The 26307-nt window shown below is 52.7% G+C and carries 24 protein-coding genes; 7 read left to right on the top strand and 17 right to left on the bottom strand.

Going from position 1 to position 26307, the window contains the following annotated elements:
* Positions 1-155: 155 nt before the first annotated feature.
* The 7 genes from ACOZIO_RS11230 to ACOZIO_RS11200 form a co-directional block, all read right to left on the bottom strand.
* A complete protein-coding gene (locus ACOZIO_RS11230; protein ID WP_129992103.1) occupies positions 156-833 on the bottom strand; it encodes an AroM family protein in 678 nt (225 codons plus the stop codon).
* A 4-nt stretch (positions 834-837) separates the two neighbouring features.
* On the bottom strand, positions 838-1767 hold the full coding sequence (locus ACOZIO_RS11225) for a DUF1177 domain-containing protein (protein WP_129952875.1): 930 nt from the start codon (positions 1765-1767) through the stop codon (positions 838-840).
* A 134-nt stretch (positions 1768-1901) separates the two neighbouring features.
* Positions 1902-3479, bottom strand: coding sequence for an OPT/YSL family transporter (locus tag ACOZIO_RS11220; RefSeq protein WP_129992104.1), 1578 nt, complete (start codon positions 3477-3479; stop codon positions 1902-1904).
* A gap of 61 nt (positions 3480-3540) precedes the next feature.
* Positions 3541-4335, bottom strand: coding sequence for an IclR family transcriptional regulator (locus tag ACOZIO_RS11215; RefSeq protein WP_129952877.1), 795 nt, complete (start codon positions 4333-4335; stop codon positions 3541-3543).
* Between the two features lie 538 nt (positions 4336-4873).
* Positions 4874-5398 carry a shikimate kinase AroL gene (gene aroL, locus ACOZIO_RS11210; protein WP_129952878.1) on the bottom strand — a complete coding sequence of 175 codons (525 nt, stop codon included), beginning with the start codon at positions 5396-5398 and terminating at the stop codon, positions 4874-4876.
* 272 nt (positions 5399-5670) lie between these two features.
* Entirely contained in the window at positions 5671-6249 is a 579-nt protein-coding gene (locus tag ACOZIO_RS11205; protein WP_129952879.1) for a class I SAM-dependent methyltransferase, read from the bottom strand.
* A gap of 263 nt (positions 6250-6512) precedes the next feature.
* Positions 6513-6788: a DUF1471 domain-containing protein gene (locus tag ACOZIO_RS11200; RefSeq protein ID WP_129952880.1), complete on the bottom strand. Its 276-nt coding sequence runs from the start codon at positions 6786-6788 to the stop codon at positions 6513-6515.
* A 389-nt stretch (positions 6789-7177) separates the two neighbouring features.
* Between ACOZIO_RS11200 and ACOZIO_RS11195 the strand changes: the two genes are divergently transcribed.
* The gene (locus ACOZIO_RS11195; RefSeq protein ID WP_421595278.1) at positions 7178-8098 is read left to right on the top strand and encodes a DUF808 domain-containing protein; all 921 of its coding nucleotides are present in this window, start codon (positions 7178-7180) and stop codon (positions 8096-8098) included.
* A 55-nt stretch (positions 8099-8153) separates the two neighbouring features.
* On the opposite strand, the gene ACOZIO_RS11190 is transcribed toward ACOZIO_RS11195, so the two are convergent.
* A complete protein-coding gene (locus ACOZIO_RS11190) occupies positions 8154-8924 on the bottom strand; it encodes a class I SAM-dependent methyltransferase (RefSeq protein ID WP_129992125.1) in 771 nt (256 codons plus the stop codon).
* Between the two features lie 137 nt (positions 8925-9061).
* On the opposite strand from ACOZIO_RS11190, the gene ACOZIO_RS11185 reads away from it, so the two are divergent.
* From ACOZIO_RS11185 to sseA, 3 genes are all read left to right on the top strand, one after another.
* A complete protein-coding gene (locus tag ACOZIO_RS11185) occupies positions 9062-9853 on the top strand; it encodes a helix-turn-helix transcriptional regulator (protein WP_129992106.1) in 792 nt (263 codons plus the stop codon).
* A 137-nt stretch (positions 9854-9990) separates the two neighbouring features.
* The gene (locus ACOZIO_RS11180) at positions 9991-10539 is read left to right on the top strand and encodes a GNAT family N-acetyltransferase (RefSeq protein ID WP_421595277.1); all 549 of its coding nucleotides are present in this window, start codon (positions 9991-9993) and stop codon (positions 10537-10539) included.
* Between the two features lie 33 nt (positions 10540-10572).
* The gene (gene sseA / locus ACOZIO_RS11175; RefSeq protein ID WP_129992108.1) at positions 10573-11418 is read left to right on the top strand and encodes a 3-mercaptopyruvate sulfurtransferase; all 846 of its coding nucleotides are present in this window, start codon (positions 10573-10575) and stop codon (positions 11416-11418) included.
* Positions 11419-11464: 46 nt separating this feature from the next.
* Here sseA and ACOZIO_RS11170 read toward each other — a convergent pair whose 3' ends face one another.
* The 5 genes from ACOZIO_RS11170 to purL form a co-directional block, all read right to left on the bottom strand.
* Positions 11465-12271, bottom strand: a complete 807-nt coding sequence (locus ACOZIO_RS11170) for a phosphate/phosphite/phosphonate ABC transporter substrate-binding protein (RefSeq protein WP_129952885.1) — start codon at positions 12269-12271, stop codon at positions 11465-11467.
* Positions 12272-12283: 12 nt separating this feature from the next.
* On the bottom strand, positions 12284-13291 hold the full coding sequence (locus ACOZIO_RS11165; protein WP_129952886.1) for a fatty acid desaturase: 1008 nt from the start codon (positions 13289-13291) through the stop codon (positions 12284-12286).
* A 100-nt stretch (positions 13292-13391) separates the two neighbouring features.
* Positions 13392-14693, bottom strand: coding sequence for a bifunctional glucose-1-phosphatase/inositol phosphatase (gene agp, locus ACOZIO_RS11160; protein ID WP_129952887.1), 1302 nt, complete (start codon positions 14691-14693; stop codon positions 13392-13394).
* Between the two features lie 172 nt (positions 14694-14865).
* Positions 14866-15477 carry a lipid IV(A) palmitoyltransferase PagP gene (gene pagP, locus ACOZIO_RS11155; protein WP_129992109.1) on the bottom strand — a complete coding sequence of 204 codons (612 nt, stop codon included), beginning with the start codon at positions 15475-15477 and terminating at the stop codon, positions 14866-14868.
* A gap of 254 nt (positions 15478-15731) precedes the next feature.
* A complete protein-coding gene (gene purL / locus ACOZIO_RS11150; RefSeq protein ID WP_421595276.1) occupies positions 15732-19622 on the bottom strand; it encodes a phosphoribosylformylglycinamidine synthase in 3891 nt (1296 codons plus the stop codon).
* 278 nt (positions 19623-19900) lie between these two features.
* Here purL and mltF point away from each other — a divergent pair, with 278 nt between their 5' ends.
* Positions 19901-21361, top strand: a complete 1461-nt coding sequence (mltF, locus tag ACOZIO_RS11145; protein WP_129992111.1) for a membrane-bound lytic murein transglycosylase MltF — start codon at positions 19901-19903, stop codon at positions 21359-21361.
* Between the two features lie 18 nt (positions 21362-21379).
* Here the strand turns inward: mltF and tadA are convergent, their stop codons facing one another.
* From tadA to murQ, 4 genes are all read right to left on the bottom strand, one after another.
* Entirely contained in the window at positions 21380-21907 is a 528-nt protein-coding gene (tadA, locus tag ACOZIO_RS11140; RefSeq protein WP_255466773.1) for a tRNA adenosine(34) deaminase TadA, read from the bottom strand.
* A 71-nt stretch (positions 21908-21978) separates the two neighbouring features.
* The gene (gene yfhb, locus ACOZIO_RS11135; protein WP_129992113.1) at positions 21979-22617 is read right to left on the bottom strand and encodes a phosphatidylglycerophosphatase C; all 639 of its coding nucleotides are present in this window, start codon (positions 22615-22617) and stop codon (positions 21979-21981) included.
* A 4-nt stretch (positions 22618-22621) separates the two neighbouring features.
* Positions 22622-23992, bottom strand: a complete 1371-nt coding sequence (locus ACOZIO_RS11130) for a PTS transporter subunit EIIC (RefSeq protein ID WP_129953315.1) — start codon at positions 23990-23992, stop codon at positions 22622-22624.
* 28 nt (positions 23993-24020) lie between these two features.
* Complete coding sequence (murQ, locus tag ACOZIO_RS11125) at positions 24021-24926, bottom strand: N-acetylmuramic acid 6-phosphate etherase (protein ID WP_129952893.1); 906 nt, start codon at positions 24924-24926, stop codon at positions 24021-24023.
* 142 nt (positions 24927-25068) lie between these two features.
* On the opposite strand from murQ, the gene ACOZIO_RS11120 reads away from it, so the two are divergent.
* Positions 25069-25917 carry a MurR/RpiR family transcriptional regulator gene (locus ACOZIO_RS11120; protein WP_129952894.1) on the top strand — a complete coding sequence of 283 codons (849 nt, stop codon included), beginning with the start codon at positions 25069-25071 and terminating at the stop codon, positions 25915-25917.
* Between the two features lie 113 nt (positions 25918-26030).
* A complete protein-coding gene (locus ACOZIO_RS11115; RefSeq protein ID WP_129952895.1) occupies positions 26031-26285 on the top strand; it encodes a YfhL family 4Fe-4S dicluster ferredoxin in 255 nt (84 codons plus the stop codon).
* The last annotated feature ends 22 nt before the right edge of the window (positions 26286-26307 follow it).

Below are 26307 nucleotides of genomic sequence, written 5' to 3'. Positions count from 1 at the left end.
AGAGCCTTCATATTAGGGGCAGAAAGCCTCTTCTGTCACTGATTATTACGGCTTTATCCGCACGAAACGACACCGCACGCAAAGCGGTAGCGCTGATTTGATTTTACCGTCGCACAGTGCCATTGTGGGTAGCTGTTTGCCCGTCAGTCATCCCCTCAAACCACCAGTTCCGCAGCCAGTTTTGCCATCAGTACATTCGATAACAACACCGGAATATTCAGATGCTTTTTCAGCACATCAACGTGATGGCGATTAAAGCCGATGCAATCGAGCACCACGACTTCCGCTCCCTGTTCAGCCAGGCACATCGCGGCTTCCTTCAGTTCCTGGTCGTCAGAAAGATACGGACTGGCAACCGCAAAACAGGGGGATTTGGCTAATTTGCGCCATTTGTCCGCCTGTTCAACCACCTGTGATTCAACCGGCACAACAATGCCCGTACGGTGCTGCCCGACCATTGAACCGATCAGAGGGGGAATAATGCGGTCAGGCTCCAGCAGCAGCGCATTGTTAGCCTGCAGATGATGAAACTGGCCGGTACAAAGCAGCAGAATGGTCATGCAACCCAGGGCTTCCATGACGTCGATCTTTTCCTGTAATCCGCGCTCGACACGGTGTGCCGCCATCGTGACCTGCGAACCATCCAGCAGGCGGGTGACCAGTACCGCCTCACCCTCAACAGCGGCATAACGCTGTTCTATTTGCTCCGTGCTTAACCCGTCGAGTAAACCCACATGGGTGACTGACCCGGCCGGCAGATGTGCCATCAACAGCGGCATAATGTCGCTACGTGGCGCCTGTCCGATTGTTAACGTCGCAAAAGGTGTCATCATCGTATTACTTCCGGTTTTGCAGGTGACGCAAGCTTCCGTACAGCGACAACAAGAGTTGATATTCATCGGCATCAAAGAACTGACAGGTGCCGCGGCCGAACTCTTTCGCAACTTCAACGGCAAACTTTGCCGCCAGCGCGATATCCACTTCATGACTTGCCCCGGTGCCACAACCCGGTACAACCGATTCCGCCGTAATAGCCACACCGACCACCGGCACGGTGGTCGCCGTTGACGGTTGCAGAATGCTGTTCAGATGGTGCACACCGTTGCCGTAAGGCGTAATGTCCTGCGTGGTAATCGGGAAAGTGACCGCCGGTTTGCCGCTGGTCATTTCCATGATGCGCAGCAAATCTTCGGAAACACGCAGGATGTACCCCTCTTTCACCGTCGGCGAAATCGCGTATCCCTTGTGACTGATAATGCGGTTGCCTTTGGTGGTGTCGATGGACAGGATGGCGTCAACGCCGTCAACCACTTCATTATCATTCATGGTCACGTCATCAATCGGCGAATCCATGAAATCGACCGGATCATGCGGGCGGGTCGGTGCGTTCGGGCAAATATGGGTGGTAACAATCACATCGCCTTCGAGTACGTCCCCCTTGCGCTGCATGTCAGCAAGCTTGAGCGCGCTGGTGACAGCGGCAATCGCACCATCACCATCAGAAACCAGACCGATACGCGTCGGGCGTGCACCAATCCCGCCCAGGCGGCCGATAATCCCCAGCGTTGGCGCTGTACCGCCACGGCTTTTTCCCTGGCTGCCTGGTATGGTGATACGCACAAAATCAGTGCCACCTTTCGGGCCGTCAGCGCGGTGTGTGCTGGCGGTGATCTCAGGATAGCGGGCAAATAAGTCCACAATGTCCTGACCACTGACATGCGCACTGTCAATCAGTTCGAATACCGTTAGTGTCTGCTGCAAACTCATCACAAAGCCCTCTTAAAACATCGCGACCGGCGTATATCACGCAGTAGCCAAACGGTCGCGGGCGCTGTTCGTCGGGGAACAGTCAGGTGTTTAATACTGGCTGAACATCAGCCCTGGTGTTGGTGCGGTACTCACTACTTTTTGGCACTGAAAATCGAGGTGAAGAAGCTGTAGAGTGCGTCACCGGCAATAAAACCCGCCGCCAGCACTTCCATGGGCGTACGCCCTTTTTCACCCCAGATGCGGATAATGATAATGCGCAATACGATGCCGCAGACCACGGCCCATCCGGCCATGACGCTGTTGATCAACAAACCGGTCGCCAGCAGCACGCCAAGCTGACGTTTCGGGCCGCCAATCAGCTGAATCAATGCGCCCGGAATTGCCCAGATCAGCAGACTGTGCGCAATGCCCGGCTGGGCTCCGGCCTGAATAGTTTTGGCATAAACCCGCGCAACCGGCGGCACTAAATCCTGGGCGAAATAACCGTAATGAGCGTACCACACCACCGGAATGGCGATGATAAATGCCAGCAGTGCGGCGAATAACTGGATCCGGCGGCCATAAAGTTCAGCCTGCAAATCTTTGCCATAACCGCGCAAAATGAATCCGGCTTTCAGGTCAAAGCCCATATCCGCAAATGCCGGACCCGTTGCGGCGGTAAAACCGGTCAGCACGCACAACGCCAGCGGCGGGAAGCCAATCAGAATGCCGATAATTAAGGTAATCAGCGCCACAGCAAAGGCAGGGAACCAGCCGGAGTGCATCGCGGCAATACCTACGATCAGCTCATGGAAGAAGGCGGCAAACGCAGCGTAAATCACGAACGCAATCAGCATGCCGACCGACATTTCACTGTACAACCCGCCCGCCAGCGCCAGCAGTGCGGCGATGGCGATATAACCGAATGCGCCCAGGCCGAGCGCTTTACACACCTCTTTCGCCGGTTGAGTAAACGTGGCTTTGGCATCAGCGTTTTTAGCACGCACAACCTGAATCACCTGCAGCAGAGACACCAGCCCCGCGCCGACCATCATACCGTGCGGAATATACAAGGCGTTGAGATCCAGTCCGGCAACCGGCTGCGCATACGCGCGGATCAGCAGGCCGATACCAAACATGCTGAGCGCCCAGATGTTGCCGATAAATGCCGTACCAAAAGCCGCCATCGGGATTTTCAGCATCGCGCCGCCCAGCCCGACAATTACGCCTGCAACCAGCAGCCAGGCCTGACGTCCGCCGTTATCACCGGCTTTGATCGCTTCAGCTGCGGCAACACCGGGTGGCCAGGCATTGCTGGCCGGGAACACTTTGGTGTCAAACAGCCGATAAAGCAGGTAGGCATCAAGTAACATCGCTGCAGCCACACCGGTAAACATCGGCATGATCAGTTGCGGCTGCCCCATGACATAAGGGATAGCGATCGGCATCAGCAAACTGTTTGCCGCACCAAAGGTTGCGGAGGAGATCACGGTTTGCGCCAGGTTCTGTGTGTGAACAGAACGGTAACGGTGAAAAGCCTGCATCGGAATGCGCGCCAGTAACATGGCAAACAGTGCGCCGATAATCGACGTATTTGGCGTAACACCCAACGTGGTAATCAGTTGAACACCGATGATTGCGCCTAAAACAGACAACAGAATCATTACGATGAGCGTGCCAATATCCTTTAGCGGATTCTCCTTATTATTCTTTGCAGATTGATCTGACATAAGGCCCCTGGTGTTGAGCAAGTATTTCACATAGCAAATAATCCGGGTCCGTTACAAGTCATTATCCTGGCGGCTCTGTTGCCGTTTTAGATAAATGCCAATACTCATCACCCAATTTTTCGGCGATTTGCCGGGTTACAGCAATCAGCCCTTCTTTTATTCCTTCCGGAATGTCTTTCCCCTGTGCAGGTGAAGGGAAAGACAAACATAATCCAACGGTCTCATTACGGTGCTTATTAAAAATACTGGTGGCTAAGGTACTTATTCCCAGCAACGTTTCGTTGTTGGCAAATGACACACCGTTCAGCCGGACTTCCGCCAACCGGGATAACAGAACTTCCCTGCTGGCCGGTGAATTAGCAGAATGCACCTGATAGTGACCGCTATAACGTGCGAGAACATCATCATCGGTATACCGCGCAAGAATCGCACGCCCGATGGCAGTTTCATGCGCAGGCAGGAGGCTTCCGGCTGGCGTGACCACTTGCAGATACGTTCTGCCGGGAAACATGCGCATAACCATGATGTCGCGTCCTTCCAGCATGGAAATATAACCCGTGCATTGCGTCAGCTGGCTGAGTTGCGCCATATACGGTGACGCTAAATCGACCAGCGGAGTCGATAAATAATGACTGGAAACAGCCAGTAATAATCGTCCGATCCGGTACAGGCGGCTGTCAGGATCACGTTCCAGCAGTCCTTCTGTTTCCATCGTCATCAGTAACCGGGAAACCGTACTTTTCGGTAATTTTAAATTTTCAACGACATCACTGAACGACAAACCGGGATGCCCCTGACGGATCCCTTGTTTTGAAAATAGCTTCAGTACTGCCGCCGCATTTTCCAATGTAGTCATAAAGGCGCGAGTTCCGCTATATGGAACAAGGTTCCTGTTTAGTTAAATAAAAATTAAAGCTGATACGTGTCAGCGTCAAGTCGTTTATTTTTCACGCAGGATGAAATACACAAAGGAATATGCTTAAAGAAATTCCTAAAGCCATTAGATTGAGAGGAAGGAGAAATAAATGCCGAGTATTAATGAGGTGACTGATGTAAAAACCAGCAGATTATCGTGATTAAATATTACGCAAAATATAAAGAGCGATAGAAGCTTCAATGAGAATAATGGTAACCGACCAGATGGCGGGCATCACTTTGGCATGCTGGCTGAAGAACGACATTATGGATTTCATCATGAGTTCCGCTGTTAAGTAATCACATGGGTTATTATTTTACGCCCACCTATACATCAGTACAATACTTAAGCGTACGTGATCTCCGTCACGTCACATGGCCCGTTTTGTTTACACCGGCTTTTCCCGGAGCCACGGCTCAGAACGCGCAGACATAAAAAAACGAGCCACCGGGCTCGTTTTGTCAGATATCAGGGGAATTCAGCGCGCCATCGACAGCGCCAGTGCATCCATAATCAGATTCACCACCCTCTGCGGCTCCTGAGTTCCGTCAACGACATGATGGGCCGCCTCCTGATAAAGCGCTTCCCGCTCATTCAATACTTCCGTCATTTCTTCCGTGATCGGCTTGCCTGTTAATGTCGGACGCTGATCTTCCAGCGGTGCATCTTCCAGACGATTTGCCAGGGTAGATGCAGGGGAACGCAGATAAATGACAGTACCATTCTGGCCCATAAAGTCGCGATTTTCCCGGGACAGCACCACGCCTCCCCCTGTGGCAACCACGGTGAAGGGCGAGCAAATAGCTTTTAATGTCTCAGTTTCACGACGGCGGAAGCCCTCCCAGCCCTCACGCTCAACAATATCTGCCACGCTGAGGCCAGAAGTACACAGCAACGCCAGATCGGTATCGACAAATTTGTAGCCCAGCGCTTTAGCCAGGGCATTGCCAACGGTTGTTTTACCCGCACCACGTGCGCCGACCATGAAAATGGTTTGTGTCATTACCGCTATCCTTTATTCCCTGGGAGCCGTTAGCCCGCCTGATGAAAATCCATCATCAATATGAAGTATGTGTCAAAAATGGTCATTGTACTGCCCTGCATGCGTACTCGTCAGATAGTACAACAAAAAAGCCTCACTGGCAGATTTTTGTCACCTGCCGGTGAAGCTTCTGTAGCGTTTTATTTACGCCGTTAAGGGCATCATACTGAAAAATCCTTGCTGCGCAACGGCCTGCAATAAGCTTTGCGAGCCCTATCCTCTAAGTTGCTGTATCAGCGGGGTTTACAGATATAGACCAGGGCGGGCGGAAAATTCTTCACTACCCGGATTTTTTTCCAGGTGAAGTAGCGTGATAACAATTTCTCTGACAGAGGGCTGTACTGGAATAAAACCAGCACGCCGTCCTTTTCTTTCAGCTGTTGCCGCGTGGTCTGCAAAATTCTGATACGGGTACGCAGAGGCATCGAGAGCAATGGCAGGCAGGAAAACACAGCATCATACGACGTGCTCATATGCTCGGCTGAATGTGCCATCACCTGTAAACGGCGATCTTTCATCTGATTAAGCTTACGGATAAACGCGGGCTGGATTTCAAAAGCCTCAAGCCGGGCGTCTGCCCGCATACGGCTCAGGATGCGGCGGGTCAGAACGCCGTCCGCCGCGCCAAGTTCGGCAATATCCAGCGATGTCGTCCAGTCAATCTGACTGAGCATCGCATGGCACAACCACGGTGACGAGGGCATAAGGGTTCCCATGGTGCGTGGTGAAGTAATAAAATTCTGCAAATAAAAAAACTGGTTCTGAATCGAAATCCCGGTGTTCTTAATTGTCATTATTGCGGCATTTAACATTTAAACGTCCTCCTGGGGGATATAGACTTCAATATCACTTATAAATTCTTAAGAAATGATTATTAAGAATAAAAAAGTGCCAGGAAGTTTAATATAAATTAAATCCTATGAGATGATTCTCAAAATAAACCGGCGAAGAGAAAAGATAAAAAGAATAAAAAAGGCCAATGTCAGGTGACATTGGCCTTCTCAATTCCCTATAACACGATTGAGCCTAATAAAAATCAGATAAATCAAGCGTTTCGCTTTAAAATATCTGCTTATTATTTATACAACTCAACACTGGCACGGGTCAGACTTGAATCCCCCGGGGTATCCGCACCAATCACACGGTAGTGGCTCGCCCCTTTGTCGCTGGCAATCTGGTTCAGCTGGTCGTGCAAACTGCCCGGGATGGTGCTAGGCGCACTGACGGACACCATGCCCAGTGACTGATAAGTACCGCTTTGCGCCTGCATTTCTGAAATAGGCGTCGCAGCCAGGGCAGAAAATGAAGCAACAGTAATAGCAACAGCTGTAATTGCAGGTAACAGTTTCATATTACGCACCTTTCTTTCGTTAGTTTCGTTAATTAATGGGGGCGGAAGCAATCCGTTGAATTAATTATCGCCGAAGCAATGAAAGCGGACGTAATACAATGTAAAGAACTTAAACCATTGTGGTAAAAATAAGGAGAGTATGAAAACAAACATTTCTGCTAGCGTAAGCGCTGGAGAATCAACGATATTTAATGGAGAAAGTATGGAGGAATTTCAAAGTTATTTATAGTTCGCACAACTTTCGCACAAATCGACGCCAGCATGCAATCACTGTTATGATTATTTTGTATGAATTCTCTGTTGCAGTGACCGGCTGTCCTGTCAGGGTTACAGAGTTCGGTTTCCCGCGCGTGCGGAGAACCTTTGCATAATGATAAAAGGGAGTATTTATGGCGGGTGGTAGTCTTCTGGCCTTAATCGATGACATCGCATCGATTCTTGATGATGTAGCGGCGATGAGCAAAGTCGCTGCGAAAAAAACAGCCAGCGTGCTGGGCGATGATTTGGCGCTGAATGCACAACAGGTGACGGGAGTAAAAGCCGATCGGGAATTACCGATCGTCTGGGCGGTAGCCAAAGGCTCAATGATCAACAAAGCCATTCTGGTTCCGCTGGCCTTACTGATCAGTGCCTTTATCCCCTGGGCCATTACCCCGCTGCTGATGATTGGCGGCGCTTATTTATGTTATGAGGGTTTCGAAAAAATCGCCCATAAACTCATGCCCGGCGAGCATCCTGCTGAAGAAAAACCGGCCGCCGCTGAAATAAAAAATGAAGCGGATGCTAAAAAGCATGAAAAAGATAAGGTCAAAGGCGCTGTGCGCACCGACTTTATTCTTTCGGCTGAAATCATCGTGATTTCGCTCGGTATTGTCTCATCAGCGCCGTTCCTTAATCAGATCACTGTGATGGTGCTGATTGCGGTGATAATGACTATCGGTGTCTACGGGCTGGTCGGCGCGATTGTCAAAATCGACGACGCCGGTTTGTATCTGAGTAAACTCTCCGGCGAAAACAGCATGATGAAGGGTGTGCGCGCCTTTGGTCGCAGCATCGTAAATCTCGCTCCCTGGCTGATGAAGGCACTGTCGGTGGTGGGAACTGTTGCAATGTTCCTGGTCGGCGGCAGCATCATCAGCCACGGCCTGCCGTTTATGCACAGCCTGATTGAACCCCTGACGCACGGCCACGAAAGCTGGGTGAATACACTGATTACCGGTGCCACTGATTTAGTCGTCGGTCTGATTGTCGGCGCGGCCGTGCTGGCGCTGGTGATAATTGGGCAGAAAATGTTCGGCAAGAAATCATAATACAGACGCTGTGCGCCCTTCCCTCTGTGAAAGGGCGCCTCTTAGGCTTTTATCTTCAGTGCTTCGATGCCACCAGCATCATGATATCACTGGTGAACGTACCGTCAGGCTGGATCTCAAAATGTTGTACCACCTCATCCGACATGACTTTTTGCAGTTCGCGGATAGCAACGGCGAAATGTTCCGGCGTACGCATACGGGCAATCCAACTGGTGAACTCCAGCGGCAGACGATCTGTCGTGACCTCACGGGCAATCAGCCCGGCTTCAGCCACCATATTCAGCCATTCACCTGGTGAATAATTGCAAACATGCGAGGTGTCGCGCAGCACTTCGACGGTTTGCAGATAAATATCCAGCAACGGGTGTCCCGGTGACACCACATCCATCATGATAAATTTACCGCCTGGCTTCAGCACGCGTGCCACTTCGCGCAGCGCCTGCCCGACATCATGCCAGTGGTGCGCGGAATAGCGGCTGATGATCACCTCAGCGCTATGATCCTCGAAAGGCAGCGATTCCGCCATGCCCTGTTGCACAGTGATATTGGTCAGTTGCTTATCCCGGGCAGCCAGCATGACCACATCCAGCATCTGCGCCGACAAATCGTAAGCAATCACATTTTTAACCACGCCTGCGGCAACAAAGCTGGCGTGCCCTGCGCCGCACCCCAGATCAATGACCTGCGCTTCCTTATAGGGTGCCAGCAAGGCAGCGAGACGTTGTAAATCCGCGCCCTGCGAATGAACCGCACTGGTCAGGTAATCCTGTGCCTGTGAGCCAAACTGCTTATCAACAGCCTCACTGTGAGTATTTTTGGTATTCATCATTGCTCCTGTCTGTCTTGTTTTTGTAATAAGAATCTGGGTTTCTCATGTTTCAAAATCACTATAGGCAGAGTTCTATACGAGAACAATATGAGCATTTATACTGGTATCAGTTACTTCCTGTTTAAGAGAATGTCATGACTGATAATGCAGAGTCGCTCAGCGGGCCGAAAGCGCTGGGCACGTTTTTACGTACTCACCGCGAACGTGTCACGCCTGAAATGGTCGGGCTTCCCGGTTCCTCCCGCCGCAGAACCAGCGGTTTGCGCCGCGAAGAACTGGCGCAAATCAGCGGGATCAGTGCAACGTGGTATACGTGGATTGAGCAGGGCCGCGATGTGTCCATTTCCGCTGCGACACTCGACAGACTGGCAAAAGCGCTGCGCATGGAGTCTGCCGCGCGCGAGTATTTATTCAGTCTGGCGTCGGTGAAAGATCCCCGGGTGTTGCCCTCTTCCGGCGCGCCGGACGCCGGCCTTAAAGATTGCGTCAGTCAACTCACCTGCCCCGGTTATCTGCTCGACAGTGCCTGGAATGTGCTGGCATGGAATCCCCAGGCAGGAGCGTTGTTCGGTGGCTGGCTGGGAGTGGATGAACACCCTAATCTGCTGGAGTTCATGTTCCTGCATCCGCTGGCTCGCCGGCTGGTCACAAACTGGCCGGAACGCGCCAAACGGGTGGTGGCGGAGTTTCGCGCCGAAACCAGTCATTACGCCCATTCGGAAGCCGTCCGCCAGTCGGTGATCAACCTGCGTGAGCGCAGCCACGAGTTCAACCAGTGGTGGTCACAGCAGGAAGTGCTGGCGCGTGAGGGAGGTGAACGGCGTTTCCATCACCCGCTTCAGGGTGAAATCTGTTACCGGCAACAGACCTTTTTCCCGGCCGGATATGCAGAATGTAAACTGGTGATACTGGTACCCGAAACGTAAAAAACCACAGCGGGCAGCCTGCTGTTTTTTCTTGGTTAATGGTCATTTTCACCAATTGACATACAGATGCCGGATATGTGAGGCTGACTTTTTTGGTTTGCTAAATAATTGGTTTCCCCAATGACAGGTTAACGCCCATGATGACACGCCAGATTTATCAGGATGAAGAATTCGAAATTCGTGTAGCGACTGAACTTGAGGCCGTCACGCATTTTGCGGCAGTTAAAGCGTCTGTAAAGGATATCGGCGCATGGGAGTCCTGGTGTACCGATAAATATTCGCATGAAGACAGCCGGAAATACCTGGCCGACAGCGAGCAGAAACGCCATCGCGGCACAGAATTCAATTTTTGTATCTTTGAGCGTTCAGGCGGTAATCTGATTGGCAGCGTGGGCATCAACCGCATTACGCCCGAGTACAAATTCGCCAATCTCGGTTACTGGATCCGTACCGGTTATACCGGCCACGGGCTGGCGACGCTGGCAGCCAGATCGGCGGCACGCTTTGCGTTTACTGAGCTGGAGCTGACCCGTCTGGAAATCGTGGTGATGGAGGGCAACGAACGCAGCCGCCGGGTAGCGGAAAAAACGGGCGCGATATCAGAAGGCCTGCACCGTAACCGGCTTTATTATCATGGTCAGCCATGTGATGCCCGGATGTATTCTCTGATCCCGGGCGATCTCTGAGGCTGACCTCACAAAAAGATAAGGCAACAAAACATGACTTTTTCTACCCATACCGTATCTACCGACTGGCTGGCGAAGAATCTGAACTCACCGGACGTGGTCATTATCGATTGTCGTAAATCCAAACCGGGCATTACACCGCCCATCGATTTCCACGCAAAATATCTCGAAACGCATATTCCCAACGCGATTTATGTGGAAGTCGACAGCATTTCTGATTGCAGTACCGGCCTGCCACACATGATGCCGACAGCGGAGGAATTCGCTGCGTCAATGAGCCGTTTAGGCGTGGCCGATACGCAAACCATCGTACTGTATGACGAAGGCGATCTCTTCTCCGCGCCGCGTGTGTGGTGGATGCTGACCAGTTTCGGTGCCAAAAGCGTACGCGTGCTGGATGGGGGTCTGAATGCATGGATTGCCGAAGGTAAGCCGACACAAAGCGGCGAGCACACCCGCGTACCCACAACGTTTAATGCCAGGCTGGTGCGTCCGGTGGTGGTCAGTGCTGGTCAGGTGAAAGACGCGATCGGCAAGGTGCAGATTATCGACGCCCGTTCGCTGGCACGCTTTAAAGCCGAGGCGCCGGAACCGCGGCCAGGGCTGCACGGCGGGCATATTCCCGGCAGCCTGAGTGTGCCGTTTACCGAACTGACGCAGGACGGACATCTGAAATCGCCATCAGATCTGAAGGCGACGTTTGAACGTCTGGGCGTCAATCTGGATAAACCGGTCATCACCAGTTGCGGTTCAGGTGTTACAGCCGCCGCCCTGGCATTCGGACTTGATTCGCTGGGCGTTAAAGATGTGCTGTTATATGACGGTTCGTGGGCTGAATGGGGGGACATTAACGAAGATTTCCCGATCGAAACGCACTGATCCTGTGATGCAGGAAAACGACAACCGGGCACCGCGCCCGGTTTTTTTATGCCGTTTTTGACAACTCAGGCATCAGCTCACTGACGCCGAGCGCCAGAGCTAACGCTTTCATCTGGCTGATCACCTGGTAGGCCTGTCGTGGAACTTCGGTGAATTTTTCAATAAGTAAGGGTTTACTGACCGGCTCATCCACAATGTCGTGCAACGCCTGCCGTAAAATCGCCAGATCCTCCGAAGAAGTTTGCGCACAGGTGATCATCGGTAAACCGGGCACAGCGGCGGTTTGTCCGATCACCTCCAGCCCGGTGAGGGAACGGGACCCGGTACGCCGCAGGAGTTCCAGCGTTACGCAGTCAATCGCGGCAAGATCGGCAAGATTTTGCTGAACGTAATGAAGCGATTCGCGGTGCCCTCCGGTGGCGGTGGCCTGTGAGAAAAACCTTCCGTCTTTGGCCAGCGGCGCGACCAGTGCGCGCAGGCTGTTATAACCTGACTGGGAATCGGTACTGTTAAACGCCAGCCGCCGGTGGCGAAAATCAGCCAGATGTAATCCGGCATCCTCCTCACGCGCCAGTAAAAAACTGCGATAACGGAAACCGTCGCAGCCGGGGGCATGGTAACTGAATGTGCCCACCAGCTGAACCTGGGGCAAACTTTCCATCAGCGGAAAACCGCAGGTCTGGCTGAGCAACAAATCCGGTGCCTGCCAGTGGCTGAATAAATCCTGCGGCCAGTTCAGCGCATCCGGTGTTGAAGCGAGGCCGAGTTGCCGGAGTTTTTGGCGTAGCACGTCGGCGAACGCTTCCACATCAGCGGGAGAAATCGCATACATCGGCAAAGACATCAGCATCATCTGGCCACTCCGTCAGGGGGTATCCTGCTGATAATCATAGTCGCTGAGCACAGGTTGCGCCGGAGATTTCCCGGCGGCAAAAGGATGAGCTTCAACATCTACAGGTATCTGCGTGTGATCGCGGAACCACTGGCGGTAACCATGCACGACGAAACCCTCGCTGCGCTGAATATACGCCTCACGGTCAGCGACGTAGACCTGTCGCAGCGCATACCACGGCACGCCGGGTAAATCGTGATGTACCAGATGATAATTCAGATTCAGAAACAGCAGACGCCACACAAAACCGGCTTCATTGAGCGTCGATCGGGCCTGCGGCAAATGCTCTGCGCGATGTTCAAAGAAAGATCGGACTTTGGTCAGGCTCAGGGCGGGATAACTTACTGCCAGAATAAAATACAGCGGCGATAACCCGCGTTGCGCCATCACGCTGAACAGGGCTACCAGCAATACGCCATGCATCAGCCACATACTCACCGTACGCCACTCGCCACGCAATACGGCCATCAGCGCGCCGGTCAGCGCACTCACAATATCTGACAGCGGGCCAATGAACATTCTCCCCGGCAAGGTATTGCGCAAACGGACAACAGTTTTCATCGCGGGTGACAGATTTTCCCAGGTTGTACGGCTGAAATAATAAGCTTCAGGATCGTCGCCGGGCAGCGTCAGATGTTCATTGCGGTGATGTTGCAGATGCGTATCCCGATACAGGCCATAGGGATACCAGACCGCCAGCGGCAGCATGCCAAATAACTGATTCAGCCAGGGTTTGCGGGTAGGGTGACCGTGGATGAGTTCATGTTGCAGTGACATATACCAGGTAGTGAACCAGATAAGCAGCGGTGTTCCGAGCCATGGACCGAGACCATGCCAGAAAAAAACGCTAGCGAACCAGCCGCTGTAGACTGAGACAATCAGCAACCAGGTGGGGATTTCCAGCCTCCACCAGTAATGGCGTGAGCGGAGAGTAATTTCGGCCCGCTGACGGGCGCTGAGGTAAAACGAAGAAGACGTCATAATGTGCCAGAGTCAGAAAGCCTGACACATTATCGGACAATGGATTGATGCCGCTAACTAACTTAAATCACTATCTATTGCCAGTTAGCGGCTAACAAACTCAGCCCTGCATATCTTTTTGCAATGCCTGGGTAAACTGTTCCATCGGACAGAAACCCTGCTTGTCGGTGGTACATCCTTCGATGTGCAACGTCACACGTTCCGGAGGATTTTTGAGGCTCAGCGCCACATTATTGCGGATCTGGCGGGCAGTCGGATAAACATATTCAATTTTCATCAAATCCTTATCCGCTTTTTTATCGTGCCAGCGCTGGAAGACCACCGTGCCGCTGATAGGCGTACGTTCATACTGCCCCGGTAACTGGTAATCCTGCGTTTTCAGTGCAGCCAGCAGGGAAGCGATATTCGAATCATGCCCGACCAGCACCGCCAGTTTTGCCTGTTGGGCGGCCTTCTGATCAGCGGTTGACGCCAGCTTCGGATCAAGCACACCGGCGATAAAGGTCAGCAACGGTTTAGCTGCGTTGGCCGCAATCGCTGGCGATCCGAACAGTGTTTCGTGATACAAATTTTTGATAGTTTCCAGCTTCGTCCATTGGTCTGGTGTATCAACTTTCCCCCAGGCAATATCCTTCATCGGGAAACCTTCGTAATACTGCAACATGAAGGCATCGGTTGCCCCGGTCGCCATTCGTAGCGGGCCGGTAATGCCCGGTTCCTTGCCCTGGGTCAGCACCACGTCTGACGGCTGCGAAGCCAGATCGCACTGTTTTTTCTCTTTGCAGATTTTACTGTTTTTATAATCGAGGATGCTTTCCAGCAACTGATAGTTCGGCTTGAGACGCTGATTCAGCCCTGCCAGTCCGCCCTCGCCTGCGTGCTGATTAATCGAGTTCAGGGCGCTGGTTTTGAAAGTATCATTCACTTCTGCGGTAATGATCGGGTTAAAAACGGGATCCATTTTGCCGATCTCTACGCGATTCAGCACCGGGACATCGCAGCCGGGGAAAGCCCCGCCGGTAAAGTGTTTCGCGGTATCAATGGTGCGCGGCAAACTGTTAGCGTAGGTAAAGACTTGCGTATTTTCAGGGCATCCGGCGGCAGGCAGCAGTTTGTCCTGCGCCAGCCAGGCACGGAAATAATGCCCCATATGTTCGGAAACCTGACCACCTTTTGGTGTCAGCAAACCGCCTTCGGTTTTCCACACCGGCCAGGTGTGCGTTGTCGATTCGGCAAGCACATCACCATAATTGACCAGCGGCGCACGGATACCGTGGCGGCTGAGCACCAGCACCTGTTGCAGTTCTAAATTATCGGACTGGGCAGCCTGAGCGACAGGCAAAGTGAGAGGTAAAACGCAGGCAAGTGCTGACAACGCAAAATAACGGGATGCTTTTTTCACGAGTGATCCTCTTGATGAAGTGTTTTGTAGATTCCCTGAAAACAAAAAACGCCGCAGAAGCCAACAGATTGATTCCTGCGGTGAATTTTCAGCATAGTGGAATATTCATCAAAAGTGGGGGATCAGGTTCACAACCTGTATCCGGGCTTTGTTCAGTCACAAAGAAAGCGGATCAGAACTGATAACGCAGCCACGCAAAGAACACATTGCCGTTATTGTAAGTTCCCGGAATATATGTCGCCTGGAAGGTAAGTTTGTTATAACCGATGGAAGCCAGCGGTAAAACGATCGGAATCGGGATATATTTATAGTCGTCACGAGCTGTGACCGCTGCGGTATACCCCAGCCCTAAGCGGAAGTTCTTATCTTCTGCAGGTGTCCATATTTTTTCCCAACCGTAACCCCCGATGGGTTCCCATTTATTATGGGAGTCTTTAAACGCCATTAAATAAATGCCATTCCAGTTACCCTTTTCATCGTACCGGGAAATACCATAACCTCCGCCCCACGGACGTTCGTTATATTTATCGGTTTTCTCTTTATCGTAGGTCAGGCGGTTATGCCAGGTAATAACCGGTAAATACAGATCCTGCGAATCAGAATCATTCCACGTCGTCGAAACCTTGTCTTTAAAATCTGACCATATTCCGGGAAAGATAGACTCTTTCTGTGATGGCTTTGGATCATCCGTGGGATAGGCACTATTATTGGCGGCAAAAGCGGGCACACAACAGGCGAGAACAACGGTGAAACTTAAATCCCTGGCAATTTTTTTATAAAACATCTTTTCAAATAACTCCCTGACGTAATGAATTATTATACCTAATCACGTCTGGAAAATAATTAAACGAGTTAAAAACAATACCCTTATTATTTTTTAATTACCTGAAATTTAAGTGATTGCCGATTATATTATAAGAGAATTCCTACCCTGAAGATAATACCATAAGTAAACAGAACGTAAGGAATAAGTAAGTTTCATAAAAAAATCCGCAGGCTTTCGCACTGCGGATTTTTATTACTGAAGCCCGTTAAGCGTTAGCCAAGCTGTTTACGGGCATTGCGGAACATGCGCATCCACGGGCTGTCTTCGCCCCATTCTTCCGGATGCCATGAGTTGCTGACAGTGCGGAAAACGCGCTCCGGATGCGGCATCATCACGGTAACGCGGCCTGACAGGTTGGTCACCGCCGTGATGCCGTTCGAAGAGCCGTTCGGGTTCGCCGGATAGCTTTCGGTCGCCTGACCGTTGTTATCCACGAAACGCAGCGCTACCAGATTACTGTGCTCAATTTGCGCCAGATGCGCGGCGTCACGCACTTCCACATGCCCTTCCCCGTGGGAAACGGCGATTGGCATACGTGAACCGGCCATACCCTGCATGAACATCGACGGGCTGGCAGCCACTTCCACCAGGCTGAAACGTGCTTCGAAACGGTCAGACAGGTTACGCACGAAGCGTGGCCAATGTTCCGCACCGGGGATCAGCTCTTTCAGGTTAGACATCATCTGACAGCCGTTACACACACCCAGCGCCAGCGTTTGCGGACGGTGGAAGAATTCTTCGAACTCTTCACGCACGCGGTCATTGAACAGAACTGATTTCGCCCAGCCTTCACCCGCGCCCAGCACATCACCGTAAGAGAATCCGCCGCACGCCACCAGCGTATGGAAATCCTGCAAATCCCGGCGACCGGCCAGCAAATCACTCATGTGGACATCAACCGCATCAAAACCGGCACGGTGGAAGGCAGCCGCCATTTCAACGTGGGAGTTCACGCCCTGCTCACGCAGCACGGCAACTTTCGGACGCGCGCCCTTCGCGATGTAAGGTGCGGCCACGTCTTCGTCAGGGGCAAAGGTCAGTTTGACGTTCAGCCCCGGATCCAGATCGTTGGTTTTCGCCTGATGTTCCTGATCGGCACATTCAGGGTTGTCGCGCAGACGTTGCATCTGCCAGGTCGTTTCAGCCCACCAGGTACGCAGCGTGGTGCGGCTTTCGCTGTACACCGGCTTGTCACCAGAAGAAATGATGAAGCGGTCACCGGTTTCGACGCTGCCGAGGTAATGCGTGCAATCCGCCAGACCAAAATCAGCCAGCGTTTTCTCAACCGCTTCACGGTCTGATGCACGGATCTGGATCACCGCGCCCAGTTCTTCGTTGAACAATGCCGCCAGCGCATCAGTGCCCAGCGCCGCGATATCTGCGGTCAGGCCGCAATGCCCTGCGAAGGCCATTTCAGCCAGCGTCACCAGCAGACCACCGTCGGAACGGTCATGATATGCCAGTAATTTCTGCTCAGACACCAGCGCCTGCATGGCATTGAAGAAGCCGCCCAGTTGCTCTGCGCTGCGCACATCCGCCGGTGTATTGCCGAGCTGACGGTAAACCTGTGCCAGCGCCGTGGCACCCAGTGCGTTATGACCGGCACCCAGATCCACCAGCAGCAACGCGGTGTCACCTTTATCGGTGCGCAGTTGTGGCGTCACGGTATGACGAACGTCTTCGACACGGGCAAACGCGGTGATCACCAGTGACAACGGCGAAGTCATCTCGCGTTGTTCGTTACCTTCCTGCCAGCGGGTTTTCATCGACATGGAGTCTTTGCCCACCGGGATGGTAATGCCCAGCGCCGGACAAAGTTCTTCGCCTACCGCTTTCACGGCGGCGTATAAACCGGCATCTTCCCCAGGATGACCGGCCGCAGACATCCAGTTAGCAGAAAGCTTAACGCGTTTCAGGCTGCCGATTTCTACCGCCGCGATATTCGTCAGTGCTTCGCCAACGGCCATGCGACCGGAAGCGGCGAAATCCAGCAAGGCAACCGGCGCACGTTCGCCCAGTGACATCGCTTCGCCGTGGTAGCTGTCGAGGCTGGCGGTGGTGACTGCGCAGTCGGCTACCGGGATCTGCCACGGGCCGACCATCTGGTCACGTGCGACCATACCGGTGACAGTGCGGTCACCGATGGTGATCAGGAAGGTTTTCTCGGCCACGGCCGGCAGATGCAGAACACGGTTTACCGCTTCAGCAATCTGAATATTTTCCGCATTCAGGTCATCGCCTTTGGCTTTCAGCGTGGTGACGTCGCGGGTCATTTTTGGCGTTTTGCCCAGCAGCACATCCAGCGGCATATCTATTGGCTGGTTGTCGAAATGGCTGTCTTCCAGAGAAAGATGCATTTCTTCAGTGGCTTCGCCGATGACCGCATAAGGAGCGCGTTCGCGCTGGCAGATCGCATCGAACTGTTCCAGCTGCGCCGGAGAAACCGCCAGCACATAACGTTCCTGCGATTCGTTACACCAGACTTCCAGCGGGCTCATACCCGGTTCGTCGTTGAGGATATCGCGCAGCCGGAAACGGCCGCCACGGTTACCATCACTGACCAGCTCCGGCATGGCATTCGATAAACCGCCCGCACCGACGTCATGGATAAATAAAATCGGGTTGGCTTCGCCCAGTTGCCAGCAGCGGTCGATCACTTCCTGACAACGGCGTTCCATTTCCGGGTTGTCGCGCTGTACGGAAGCAAAATCCAGATCGGCATCAGACTGACCGGAAGCCATAGAAGATGCCGCACCGCCGCCCAGACCGATATTCATCGCCGGACCACCAAGAACGATCAGTTTCGCGCCAACGGTGATTTCACCTTTTTGTACGTGATCAGCACGGATGTTACCGATACCGCCCGCCAGCATGATCGGTTTATGATAACCGCGCAGCTCCGGGCCGTTGTGGCTGTTGACGTTTTCTTCATAAGTACGGAAGTAGCCCAGTAATGCCGGACGACCAAATTCGTTGTTAAATGCGGCCCCGCCCAGCGGACCGTCGGTCATAATATCCAGCGCGGTAACGATACGATCCGGCTTACCAAAGTCTTCTTCCCATGGTTGTTCAAAACCCGGAATACGCAGGTTGGAAACGGAGAAACCGACCAGACCGGCTTTAGGTTTCGCACCACGGCCGGTTGCGCCTTCATCACGGATTTCGCCGCCGGAACCGGTGGCCGCACCCGGCCACGGAGAGATCGCCGTCGGGTGGTTATGGGTCTCGACCTTCATCAGGATATGCGCCTGTTCCTGATGAAAATCATACAGACCGTCTTTTGCATCAGCGTAGAAACGGCCGACCTGTGAACCTTCCATCACGGCGGCGTTATCTTTATACGCAGACAGCACGTGATCAGGGGTGTGTTCGAAGGTGTTCTTAATCATCTTAAACAGGGATTTCGGCTGCGTTTTACCGTCGATAATCCAGTCTGCGTTGAAGATTTTGTGACGACAGTGTTCTGAGTTTGCCTGTGCGAACATATACAGTTCGATATCCGTCGGGTTGCGCCCCAACGACGTAAAGGCAGCCATCAGATAATCAATTTCGTCCTGCGCCAGCGCCAGACCTAATTTGGTATTGGCGGCTTCCAGTGCGCCACGGCCCTCACCGAGGATATCCACATGTTGCACAGGGGCAGGCTGATGCTGTGCAAACAGCGCGCTGGCGTCTTCCAGCTGGCCAAAGACGGTTTCCATCATGCGGTCATGCAGCAAGGCACCCAGTTCGCTCCACTGAGCTTCGGCCAGTTGCGGTGCCTGAACATAAAATGCCAGACCGCGCTCCAGACGCAGAACCTGTGACAGGCCGCAATTGTGTGCGATATCGGTAGCTTTGGAAGACCACGGAGAAATGGTGCCGGGGCGCGGGGTCACTAACAGTAAACGACCAGAAGGAGCATGTTCAGCGAGAGAAGGACCGTATTTCAGAAGGCGTTGTAACTTGGTTTGTTCGTCCGAATTCAGCGGCGCGCTGACATCGGCAAAGTGTACATATTCGGCGTAAATATCGCTGACCGGAAGGCGGACTTCCTGACAACGGGACAACAATTTATTAATGCGAAAAGCCGACAAAGCGGGCGAACCACGCAGTATTTCCATAATGACAGATCTCTCGTCTTCGAAGACACTGACCACAGTGCTTCATTGGGCGCAACAGGGGGAAAACGCGGGCTATTATAAAGAAAGCTGGCGTCCGACGAAACCGTTTGCGCAGGGAAACTTGATATTCATTTATAGGCCCACATATCTTGCGGGTATCATGAATAAAGTTGCAGACTGCCGTTTTGTTGAGCAAAATGCGTCAGCACTGGGGATATAACCATACTAACTGCACAGCATAGCGTAAAAAAACAAGAGCGCCGCAGCGAGATAACTATTTGACGCGACTAAAAATTAATTATGTCCTGGTGGGGATCGCCGCCCTGTTACTGGCGCTGGCTTTATGGCCCGCAGTCCCATGGCACAGAGGTGAAGGCGACCAGCTGGATCACATAAAATCCCGTGGAGAATTGCGCGTAAGCACGCTCAATTCTCCACTGACTTTTATGGAATCTCCGGAAGGTAATCTCGGCTTCGATTACGAACTGGCTAAACGCTTTGCAGATTATCTGGGCGTGCGGCTGGTCGTGACACAGCACACCACCATCGAGAGCATGTTTGACGATCTGGACCATGATCATACTGACCTGCTGGCTTCCGGGCTGGTATATAACAATGCGCGGCTGAAAAACTACCGCGCCGGTCCGGAGTACTATTCCGTTTCCCAGCAGCTGGTTTACCGGCAGGGTGCCGTGCGTCCGAAAAGCTTTGCGGACATCAAAGGCTCGCTGGTGGTGTCTGCCGGCAGCGCACATATCGCCACACTCGAAGACGCCAGTAAAAAGTATCCCGGCCTCACGTGGACCACAACCGATAAGATGTCGCCACGCGATTTGTTGCAGCAAGTCGAGAACGGCAAACTCGATTATACGCTGGGCGATTCGGTGACTATCGCGCTGATGCAGCGCGTCTATCCGCGTCTGGCGGTGGCTTTTGATGCCACTGATGACGAACCCGTGACCTGGTACTACCGCAAGCAACCTGATGACGACAGCCTCTCGGCCGCCATGCTGGACTTTTTCAGCCAGATTTCTGAAGACGGTACACTGGAAAAGCTGGAGGAGAAATATCTCGGGCATGTGGGCGATTTTGATTACGTCGATACCCGGACTTTCCTTAACGCCATCGACAGTACGCTGCCGGATTTACAGCCGCTGTTTGAAAAATATGCCGGGAATATTGACTGGCGTTTACTGGCTGCCATCGCCTATCAGGAGTCACATTGGGATCCGCAGGCGAAATCCCCGACCGGCGTACGGGGTGTGATGATGCTGACCCGTGCAACCGCTGGCGGGCTGAATGTCGACGACCGTACTGACGCCGAACAGAGCATTCGCGGCGGTGCCCAGTATCTGTCGCATCTGATGGATAAAATGCCGGAATCAATTCCGCAGGATGAACGGATCTGGTTTGCCCTTGCCGCTTATAACATGGGTTATGGTCATATGCTGGATGCCCGTAAGCTGACGGCGCAGCAAAAAGGCAATCCTGACAGCTGGGCTGATGTGAAGCAACGCTTGCCGATGCTGAATCAGAAACGCTTCTTCAGCCGGACGAGTTACGGATATGCGCGTGGTACGCAGGCGTATAACTATGTGGAGAATATCCGTCGTTATCAGCTGAGTCTGGTGGGATACCTGATGGAAAAGGAAAAACAGCAGGCACAGAAAGCCGCCTTACAGGCTCAGTTAGGTCAGGGGTATCCGGTGGTCAATGCGCAGGAAGCCCTGGCACCGTAAGGCTGGCAGGCCTGTTTATCAGGCCTGTTCATCCGACGCATTACCCGCCTGAGCAGCACGCTCTGCCAGTCGCAGCGCTTTTTTCTGGCTGCGGCGAAAACGGAAAAAACGACTCAGTTGTTCCGAACAGGCTTCTGCCAGTACACCCGCAGTAATGTCTATCTGATGATTCATGCCCGGATGGCGCAGTATATCGAGCAACGATCCCACAGCACCGGTTTTAGCGTCAGCGGCACCATACACCACGCGGCGGATCCGGCTGTGGATCATCGCCCCGGCGCACATAACACAAGGTTCCAGCGTGACGTAAAGTGTGGCGTCAAGCAGGCGATAATTGCATATGGTGTCACCGCCCTGACGTAATGCCATGATTTCCGCATGCGCTGTCGGATCATGATGACCGATAGACCGGTTCCAGCCTTCGCCAATCACCTGATTGTCTAAAATCAGCACTGCCCCCACCGGCACTTCGCCTTCGTCCTGCGCTTTCAGCGCCAGCGTCATGGCATACCGCATCCAGTGTTCATCATCATTTATTACTGCCAATTCTGCGTCTGCCACTTCAACCTCAATTATTTTTTACCGGCAGACATTTTAGCTGAATTTTGTGCTGGCCGTTATTCGAGTTGCTGTAACTCACCCTGTTTACTGACGCGAAAACGGTGTTCACAAAAGAACAATAACGGGTTGTCCTGCTTACTGTCGCTGTATCCGCTGTAAAGTTTAAGCGGAGAACCAATGCGGCTTTCGAGCTGCACCACTTTCTCCTCACCCAGGCAACGCAAGGGTAACACCCAACCGCCTTTACCCCGGGCGATCCGGCTGCCGACCAGACGGACCTGTGGCAAAAACAGGGACGTATTATAGACCTGCTTTACCAGATTCTCCGGTGATCCGGTGATCAACCAGACTTCAGTATCATCGCTGTCGAGATATTCACGCAGCCTGCGCTGCACCACCGGAAACTCCACCACTTTCTCGCGAAAGGCAGTCACAAATTGCAGCTCCAGCGCTTTTAGCCGCGCTTCACTGTGACCAAAAGTAATAGCCCACAGTAACAGGCTCATCGGCCAGCGCGCGGCGCGCCCATGGATAAACAGCCCGATTCCTATCAGTGGCAGAACCGGCACGACTAAAATCAGATTCTGCGGCATCCGTCTGAGCAAAAATCGCAGAAAGCTGCCGAACATATCCTGCTGGTGCAGCGTGCCATCAAGATCAAAAAAGACTACCCGCCGATCAGGCTTCCTACTCAATCCGTTACTCCTCGGGATCGTTGAACCCCATCAACCAGGTAAAAATAAAACCAGCCAATACCGTAATGACTAAACCCGTCAGATACAACATCACTTTGCCGGAAATAATGGTCAGTGCCAGCGGCAGTCCGGAAATACCAAACGTGATGACCGTCGCGACTTTCCAGTAACAGATTAGCGCACCCCCGACGGCTCCGCCCAGACACGCACCAATAAAAGGACGACCGAGCGGCAAGGTAACACCGAATATTAATGGTTCACCAATACCGAGAATACCCACCGGCAGCGCGCCTTTAATCACTTTTTTCAGCCGTGTGTTTCGGGTTTTAATATACACCGCAATTGCCGCGCCCACCTGCCCCACGCCCGCCATGGCTAAAATCGGCAGCAGTGGATTAGAACCATGTGCCTGGATCAGCTCAACGTGGATCGGCACCAGCCCCTGATGCAGCCCGGATAATACCAGCGGCAAAAATGTCCCCGCCAGTATCGCGCCCACCAGTAACCCACCTTTATCGATGGCAATATTGACACCCTGCGCGATGCCGTCAGAGATATAACCACCGACAGGCTGAAGGATAACAATCGCCAGTGTCGCAGTGATAAGGGTCGTCATCAGCGGATTAAGGATCAGTTCGACAGATTCCGGCAACCACTGACGCAGCCTCTTCTCCAGCCAGCACATCAGCGCGACGACCAGTAATACAGCGATCACACCGCCGCGCCCCGGCTGTAAAGTTTCACCAAACAGGGTAATTTGCGCCAGTGCAGGGCTGGAGAGGATCCCCGCCATCACACCGCCCATGGCCTGAGAACCGCCGAAAACGCGCGCCGCGTTCACGCCGACTAAAATATTCATGATGGCAAATACAGCACCACCAAAAATCGCCAGCAAGCCAAGCACGTTAGGATAATCAAGGGCAATGGAACCGGCGATATCCGGCCGTTTGAGCAGGTTAATAATGCCCATAATCAGCCCTGAGGCAATAAATGCCGGGATCAGCGGGATAAAGACATCAGCCAGTTTGCGCAGCGCCCCGCTCATCGGTGCAGAGTACTTCGCTTTGGCGCTGGCTTTATTCCGGGCAATGTCATTTTCTCCCGACGAATTTGCCGTCCCTGTCGGACTCAGCAACAGACGCATCTCATCCACCACTTTTGCCGCCGCACCCGGGCCAACAATAAACTGATGCTGGTCACCTTGTTTAAGATATCCTTTGATACCTTCCAGTGTTTTCAGGCTGACCAGATCCAGCCGGTTATCGTCATACACTTCCACGCGGACGCGGGTCATGCAGTTTTCCAGCTTGCTGATATTCCCTTCACCGCCGACGCCCTGCAAAATCTTCGCAGCCAGCAGATGAGTTTTATCCATTGCCATCGCCATGCTTAACTCCTTGAGTTTAATCAGTCAGTGCCGCGCGCAGGAATCCATGGTGTTTAGTCAGTCGTATTTTGGCCTGCTCCGCGTCAATGCCTGCCAGCACCATCAGAATAGCCGGTTTGACTTCAAAATCGGTTTGAGAGAGTGCCTGTTCAGCATCAGCACGGGAGGCCCCTGTGGCCTCAACAACGATCCGGCAGGCACGATCGACCAGCTTCACATTGGTCGCCTTCACATCTACCATCAGGTTCTGATAAACCTTGCCACTTTTGACCATCGCCCCGGTTGAAATCATATTCAGCACCAGCTTCTGCGCCGTGCCGGATTTCAGACGGGTTGAACCGGTCAGCGCTTCCGGCCCGACAACCGGAGAAATCGCGATAGCCGCCTCGCGGGCAATTGGCGAATCCGGGTTACAGGAAATCGCCACTGTGGCGCAGCCCGTTTCGAAGGCATAGCGCAAAGCACCGATGACATAAGGGGTGCGTCCGCTTGCGGCTAATCCGACGACGGTGTCATCCGCGTTCAGATTGATGTTTTTTAAGTCTTCAACGCCCAGCGATTCACTGTCTTCCGCACCTTCTACCGCTTTGAGCAGCGCACCCGGCCCGCCGGCAATCAGCCCGACAACCATGCCGTGCGGCACGCCAAACGTTGGCGGACATTCCGAAGCATCCAGAACGCCAAGACGTCCGCTGGTGCCGGCACCAAGGTAAATCAGGCGTCCGCCGGATTTAAAAGAAGCCGCCGCTTTATCAATAGCCTGTGCGATATAAGGCAGAACTTTATTGATGGCTTCCGGCACTTTGCGGTCTTCCTGATTGAAGCAGGTGGCCAATTCCAGTGAAGACATTTCATCTAAGTTCATCGTATCCGGATTGCGGCTTTCAGAAACGAGTGCGCCTAAATTGAGTGGACGATTCATGATTCTCTCCTGAATTTTTAATTCAAAATTATTACACAATAGTTGAATATATTATTCATCAATACGAGGAATATTTGCTACTTTAGATAACATAATCCGTAAAACGTGATGTAAGTATTCAGAGACACCGGGATAACCCACCATGAGTTGTATGATCCGTATCCGTCAGCTTTATCCGACGCTGGCGCAAAATGACCGCAAACTGGCTGATTTTCTCCTCGCGCATCCGGAAAAAGCGCGCCATATGAGTTCGCAGAAACTGGCTGAAAAGGCCGGTGTCAGCCAGTCTGGCGTGGTGAAATTTGCCCAAAAACTGGGATATAAAGGCTTCCCGGCGCTGAAACTGGCAATGAGTGAAACACTGGCATCGCCGGAAAACAGTGAGCCGGTCACTGTACATAATCAGATTTTAAGCACCGACAGCCTGCATGTTGTGGGTGAGAAATTACTGGCTGAGAAACAATCGGCGCTTCGTGCAACCCTGGATATCAACAGCGAGCCACGGCTGCAAATTGCGTTGTCGATGCTCGCCGGTGCCCGAAAAATTGTGCTAAGTGGCATTGGCGCATCCGGATTAGTGGCAAAGGATTTAGCGTATAAGCTGCTGAAAATCGGGGTCACGGCAATTGCCGAATCCGATACGCATGTTCTGGTTGCCACCGCACAGGCGCTGTCGAAAGAAGATTTATTGCTGGCGATTTCGTTCAGCGGTGAACGGAGCGAAATCAATCTTGCGGCAAAGGTCGCCCGCGAGAGTGGGGCAAAAGTCCTGGCCATCACCGGTTTTTCACCTAATACCCTGCAACAGCAGGCAGACCATTGTTTGTATACGGTCGCAGATTTACCCGCAACCCGCGGCGCAGCCCTCTCCGCCAGTACGGCGCAATATTCCCTGACGGATTTATTGTTCGTCGCACTGGTTCAGCAAGATACGGCGCATGCACCGGAGCGTATCCGTCACAGCGAAGAATTGGTGAAAAAGCTGGTTTGATCCGGATCATTTGAAGGATGGAAAGGTACGCGAGCAGAATCTACGCCAGCGCAATTCTGCTATACTGCGCGCCCTGATTATTGATCTGTTTATTGAATATAAGAGAAAACGCCATGGCCCTGTTGATCACACACAAATGCATTAATTGCGATATGTGCGAACCGGAGTGCCCGAATCAGGCGATTTCAATGGGCAGTGAGATTTACGAAATCGACAGCGATCGTTGTACGGAATGCGTCGGTCATTATGATAAACCGACCTGCCAAAGCGTCTGCCCGATCGACAATACCATCATCATTAATCCGCAACACACCGAAACCAACGAACAGCTTTGGGATAAGTTTGTGGTATTGCATCACACCGTATAATTAACGGCGTGATGCATTTTCA

The organism is Rahnella sp. PD4 (assembly GCF_049199325.1).
In the GTDB taxonomy this organism is placed as follows: Bacteria; Pseudomonadota; Gammaproteobacteria; order Enterobacterales; family Enterobacteriaceae; genus Rahnella; species Rahnella perminowiae.
This window is presented reverse-complemented; position numbering and strand designations above follow the sequence as displayed.

Excerpts from the sequence above, each read along its gene's own strand:
- ACOZIO_RS11120 (WP_129952894.1), top strand. The coding sequence starts at position 25,069 with ATGAGTTGTATGATCCGTATCCGTCAGCTTTATCCGACGCTGGCGCAA.
- ACOZIO_RS11180 (WP_421595277.1), top strand. The coding sequence starts at position 9,991 with ATGATGACACGCCAGATTTATCAGGATGAAGAATTCGAAATTCGTGTA.
- ACOZIO_RS11205 (WP_129952879.1), bottom strand. The coding sequence starts at position 6,249 with ATGTTAAATGCCGCAATAATGACAATTAAGAACACCGGGATTTCGATT.
- ACOZIO_RS11115 (WP_129952895.1), top strand. The coding sequence starts at position 26,031 with ATGGCCCTGTTGATCACACACAAATGCATTAATTGCGATATGTGCGAA.
- purL (WP_421595276.1), bottom strand. The coding sequence starts at position 19,622 with ATGGAAATACTGCGTGGTTCGCCCGCTTTGTCGGCTTTTCGCATTAAT.
- murQ (WP_129952893.1), bottom strand. The coding sequence starts at position 24,926 with ATGAATCGTCCACTCAATTTAGGCGCACTCGTTTCTGAAAGCCGCAAT.
- ACOZIO_RS11195 (WP_421595278.1), top strand. The coding sequence starts at position 7,178 with ATGGCGGGTGGTAGTCTTCTGGCCTTAATCGATGACATCGCATCGATT.
- ACOZIO_RS11185 (WP_129992106.1), top strand. The coding sequence starts at position 9,062 with ATGACTGATAATGCAGAGTCGCTCAGCGGGCCGAAAGCGCTGGGCACG.
- ACOZIO_RS11170 (WP_129952885.1), bottom strand. The coding sequence starts at position 12,271 with ATGATGCTGATGTCTTTGCCGATGTATGCGATTTCTCCCGCTGATGTG.
- pagP (WP_129992109.1), bottom strand. The coding sequence starts at position 15,477 with ATGTTTTATAAAAAAATTGCCAGGGATTTAAGTTTCACCGTTGTTCTC.
- ACOZIO_RS11200 (WP_129952880.1), bottom strand. The coding sequence starts at position 6,788 with ATGAAACTGTTACCTGCAATTACAGCTGTTGCTATTACTGTTGCTTCA.
- ACOZIO_RS11215 (WP_129952877.1), bottom strand. The coding sequence starts at position 4,335 with ATGACTACATTGGAAAATGCGGCGGCAGTACTGAAGCTATTTTCAAAA.
- ACOZIO_RS11220 (WP_129992104.1), bottom strand. The coding sequence starts at position 3,479 with ATGTCAGATCAATCTGCAAAGAATAATAAGGAGAATCCGCTAAAGGAT.
- ACOZIO_RS11225 (WP_129952875.1), bottom strand. The coding sequence starts at position 1,767 with ATGAGTTTGCAGCAGACACTAACGGTATTCGAACTGATTGACAGTGCG.
- aroL (WP_129952878.1), bottom strand. The coding sequence starts at position 5,398 with ATGACACAAACCATTTTCATGGTCGGCGCACGTGGTGCGGGTAAAACA.
- ACOZIO_RS11230 (WP_129992103.1), bottom strand. The coding sequence starts at position 833 with ATGATGACACCTTTTGCGACGTTAACAATCGGACAGGCGCCACGTAGC.
- sseA (WP_129992108.1), top strand. The coding sequence starts at position 10,573 with ATGACTTTTTCTACCCATACCGTATCTACCGACTGGCTGGCGAAGAAT.
- ACOZIO_RS11130 (WP_129953315.1), bottom strand. The coding sequence starts at position 23,992 with ATGGATAAAACTCATCTGCTGGCTGCGAAGATTTTGCAGGGCGTCGGC.
- ACOZIO_RS11165 (WP_129952886.1), bottom strand. The coding sequence starts at position 13,291 with ATGACGTCTTCTTCGTTTTACCTCAGCGCCCGTCAGCGGGCCGAAATT.
- ACOZIO_RS11190 (WP_129992125.1), bottom strand. The coding sequence starts at position 8,924 with ATGAATACCAAAAATACTCACAGTGAGGCTGTTGATAAGCAGTTTGGC.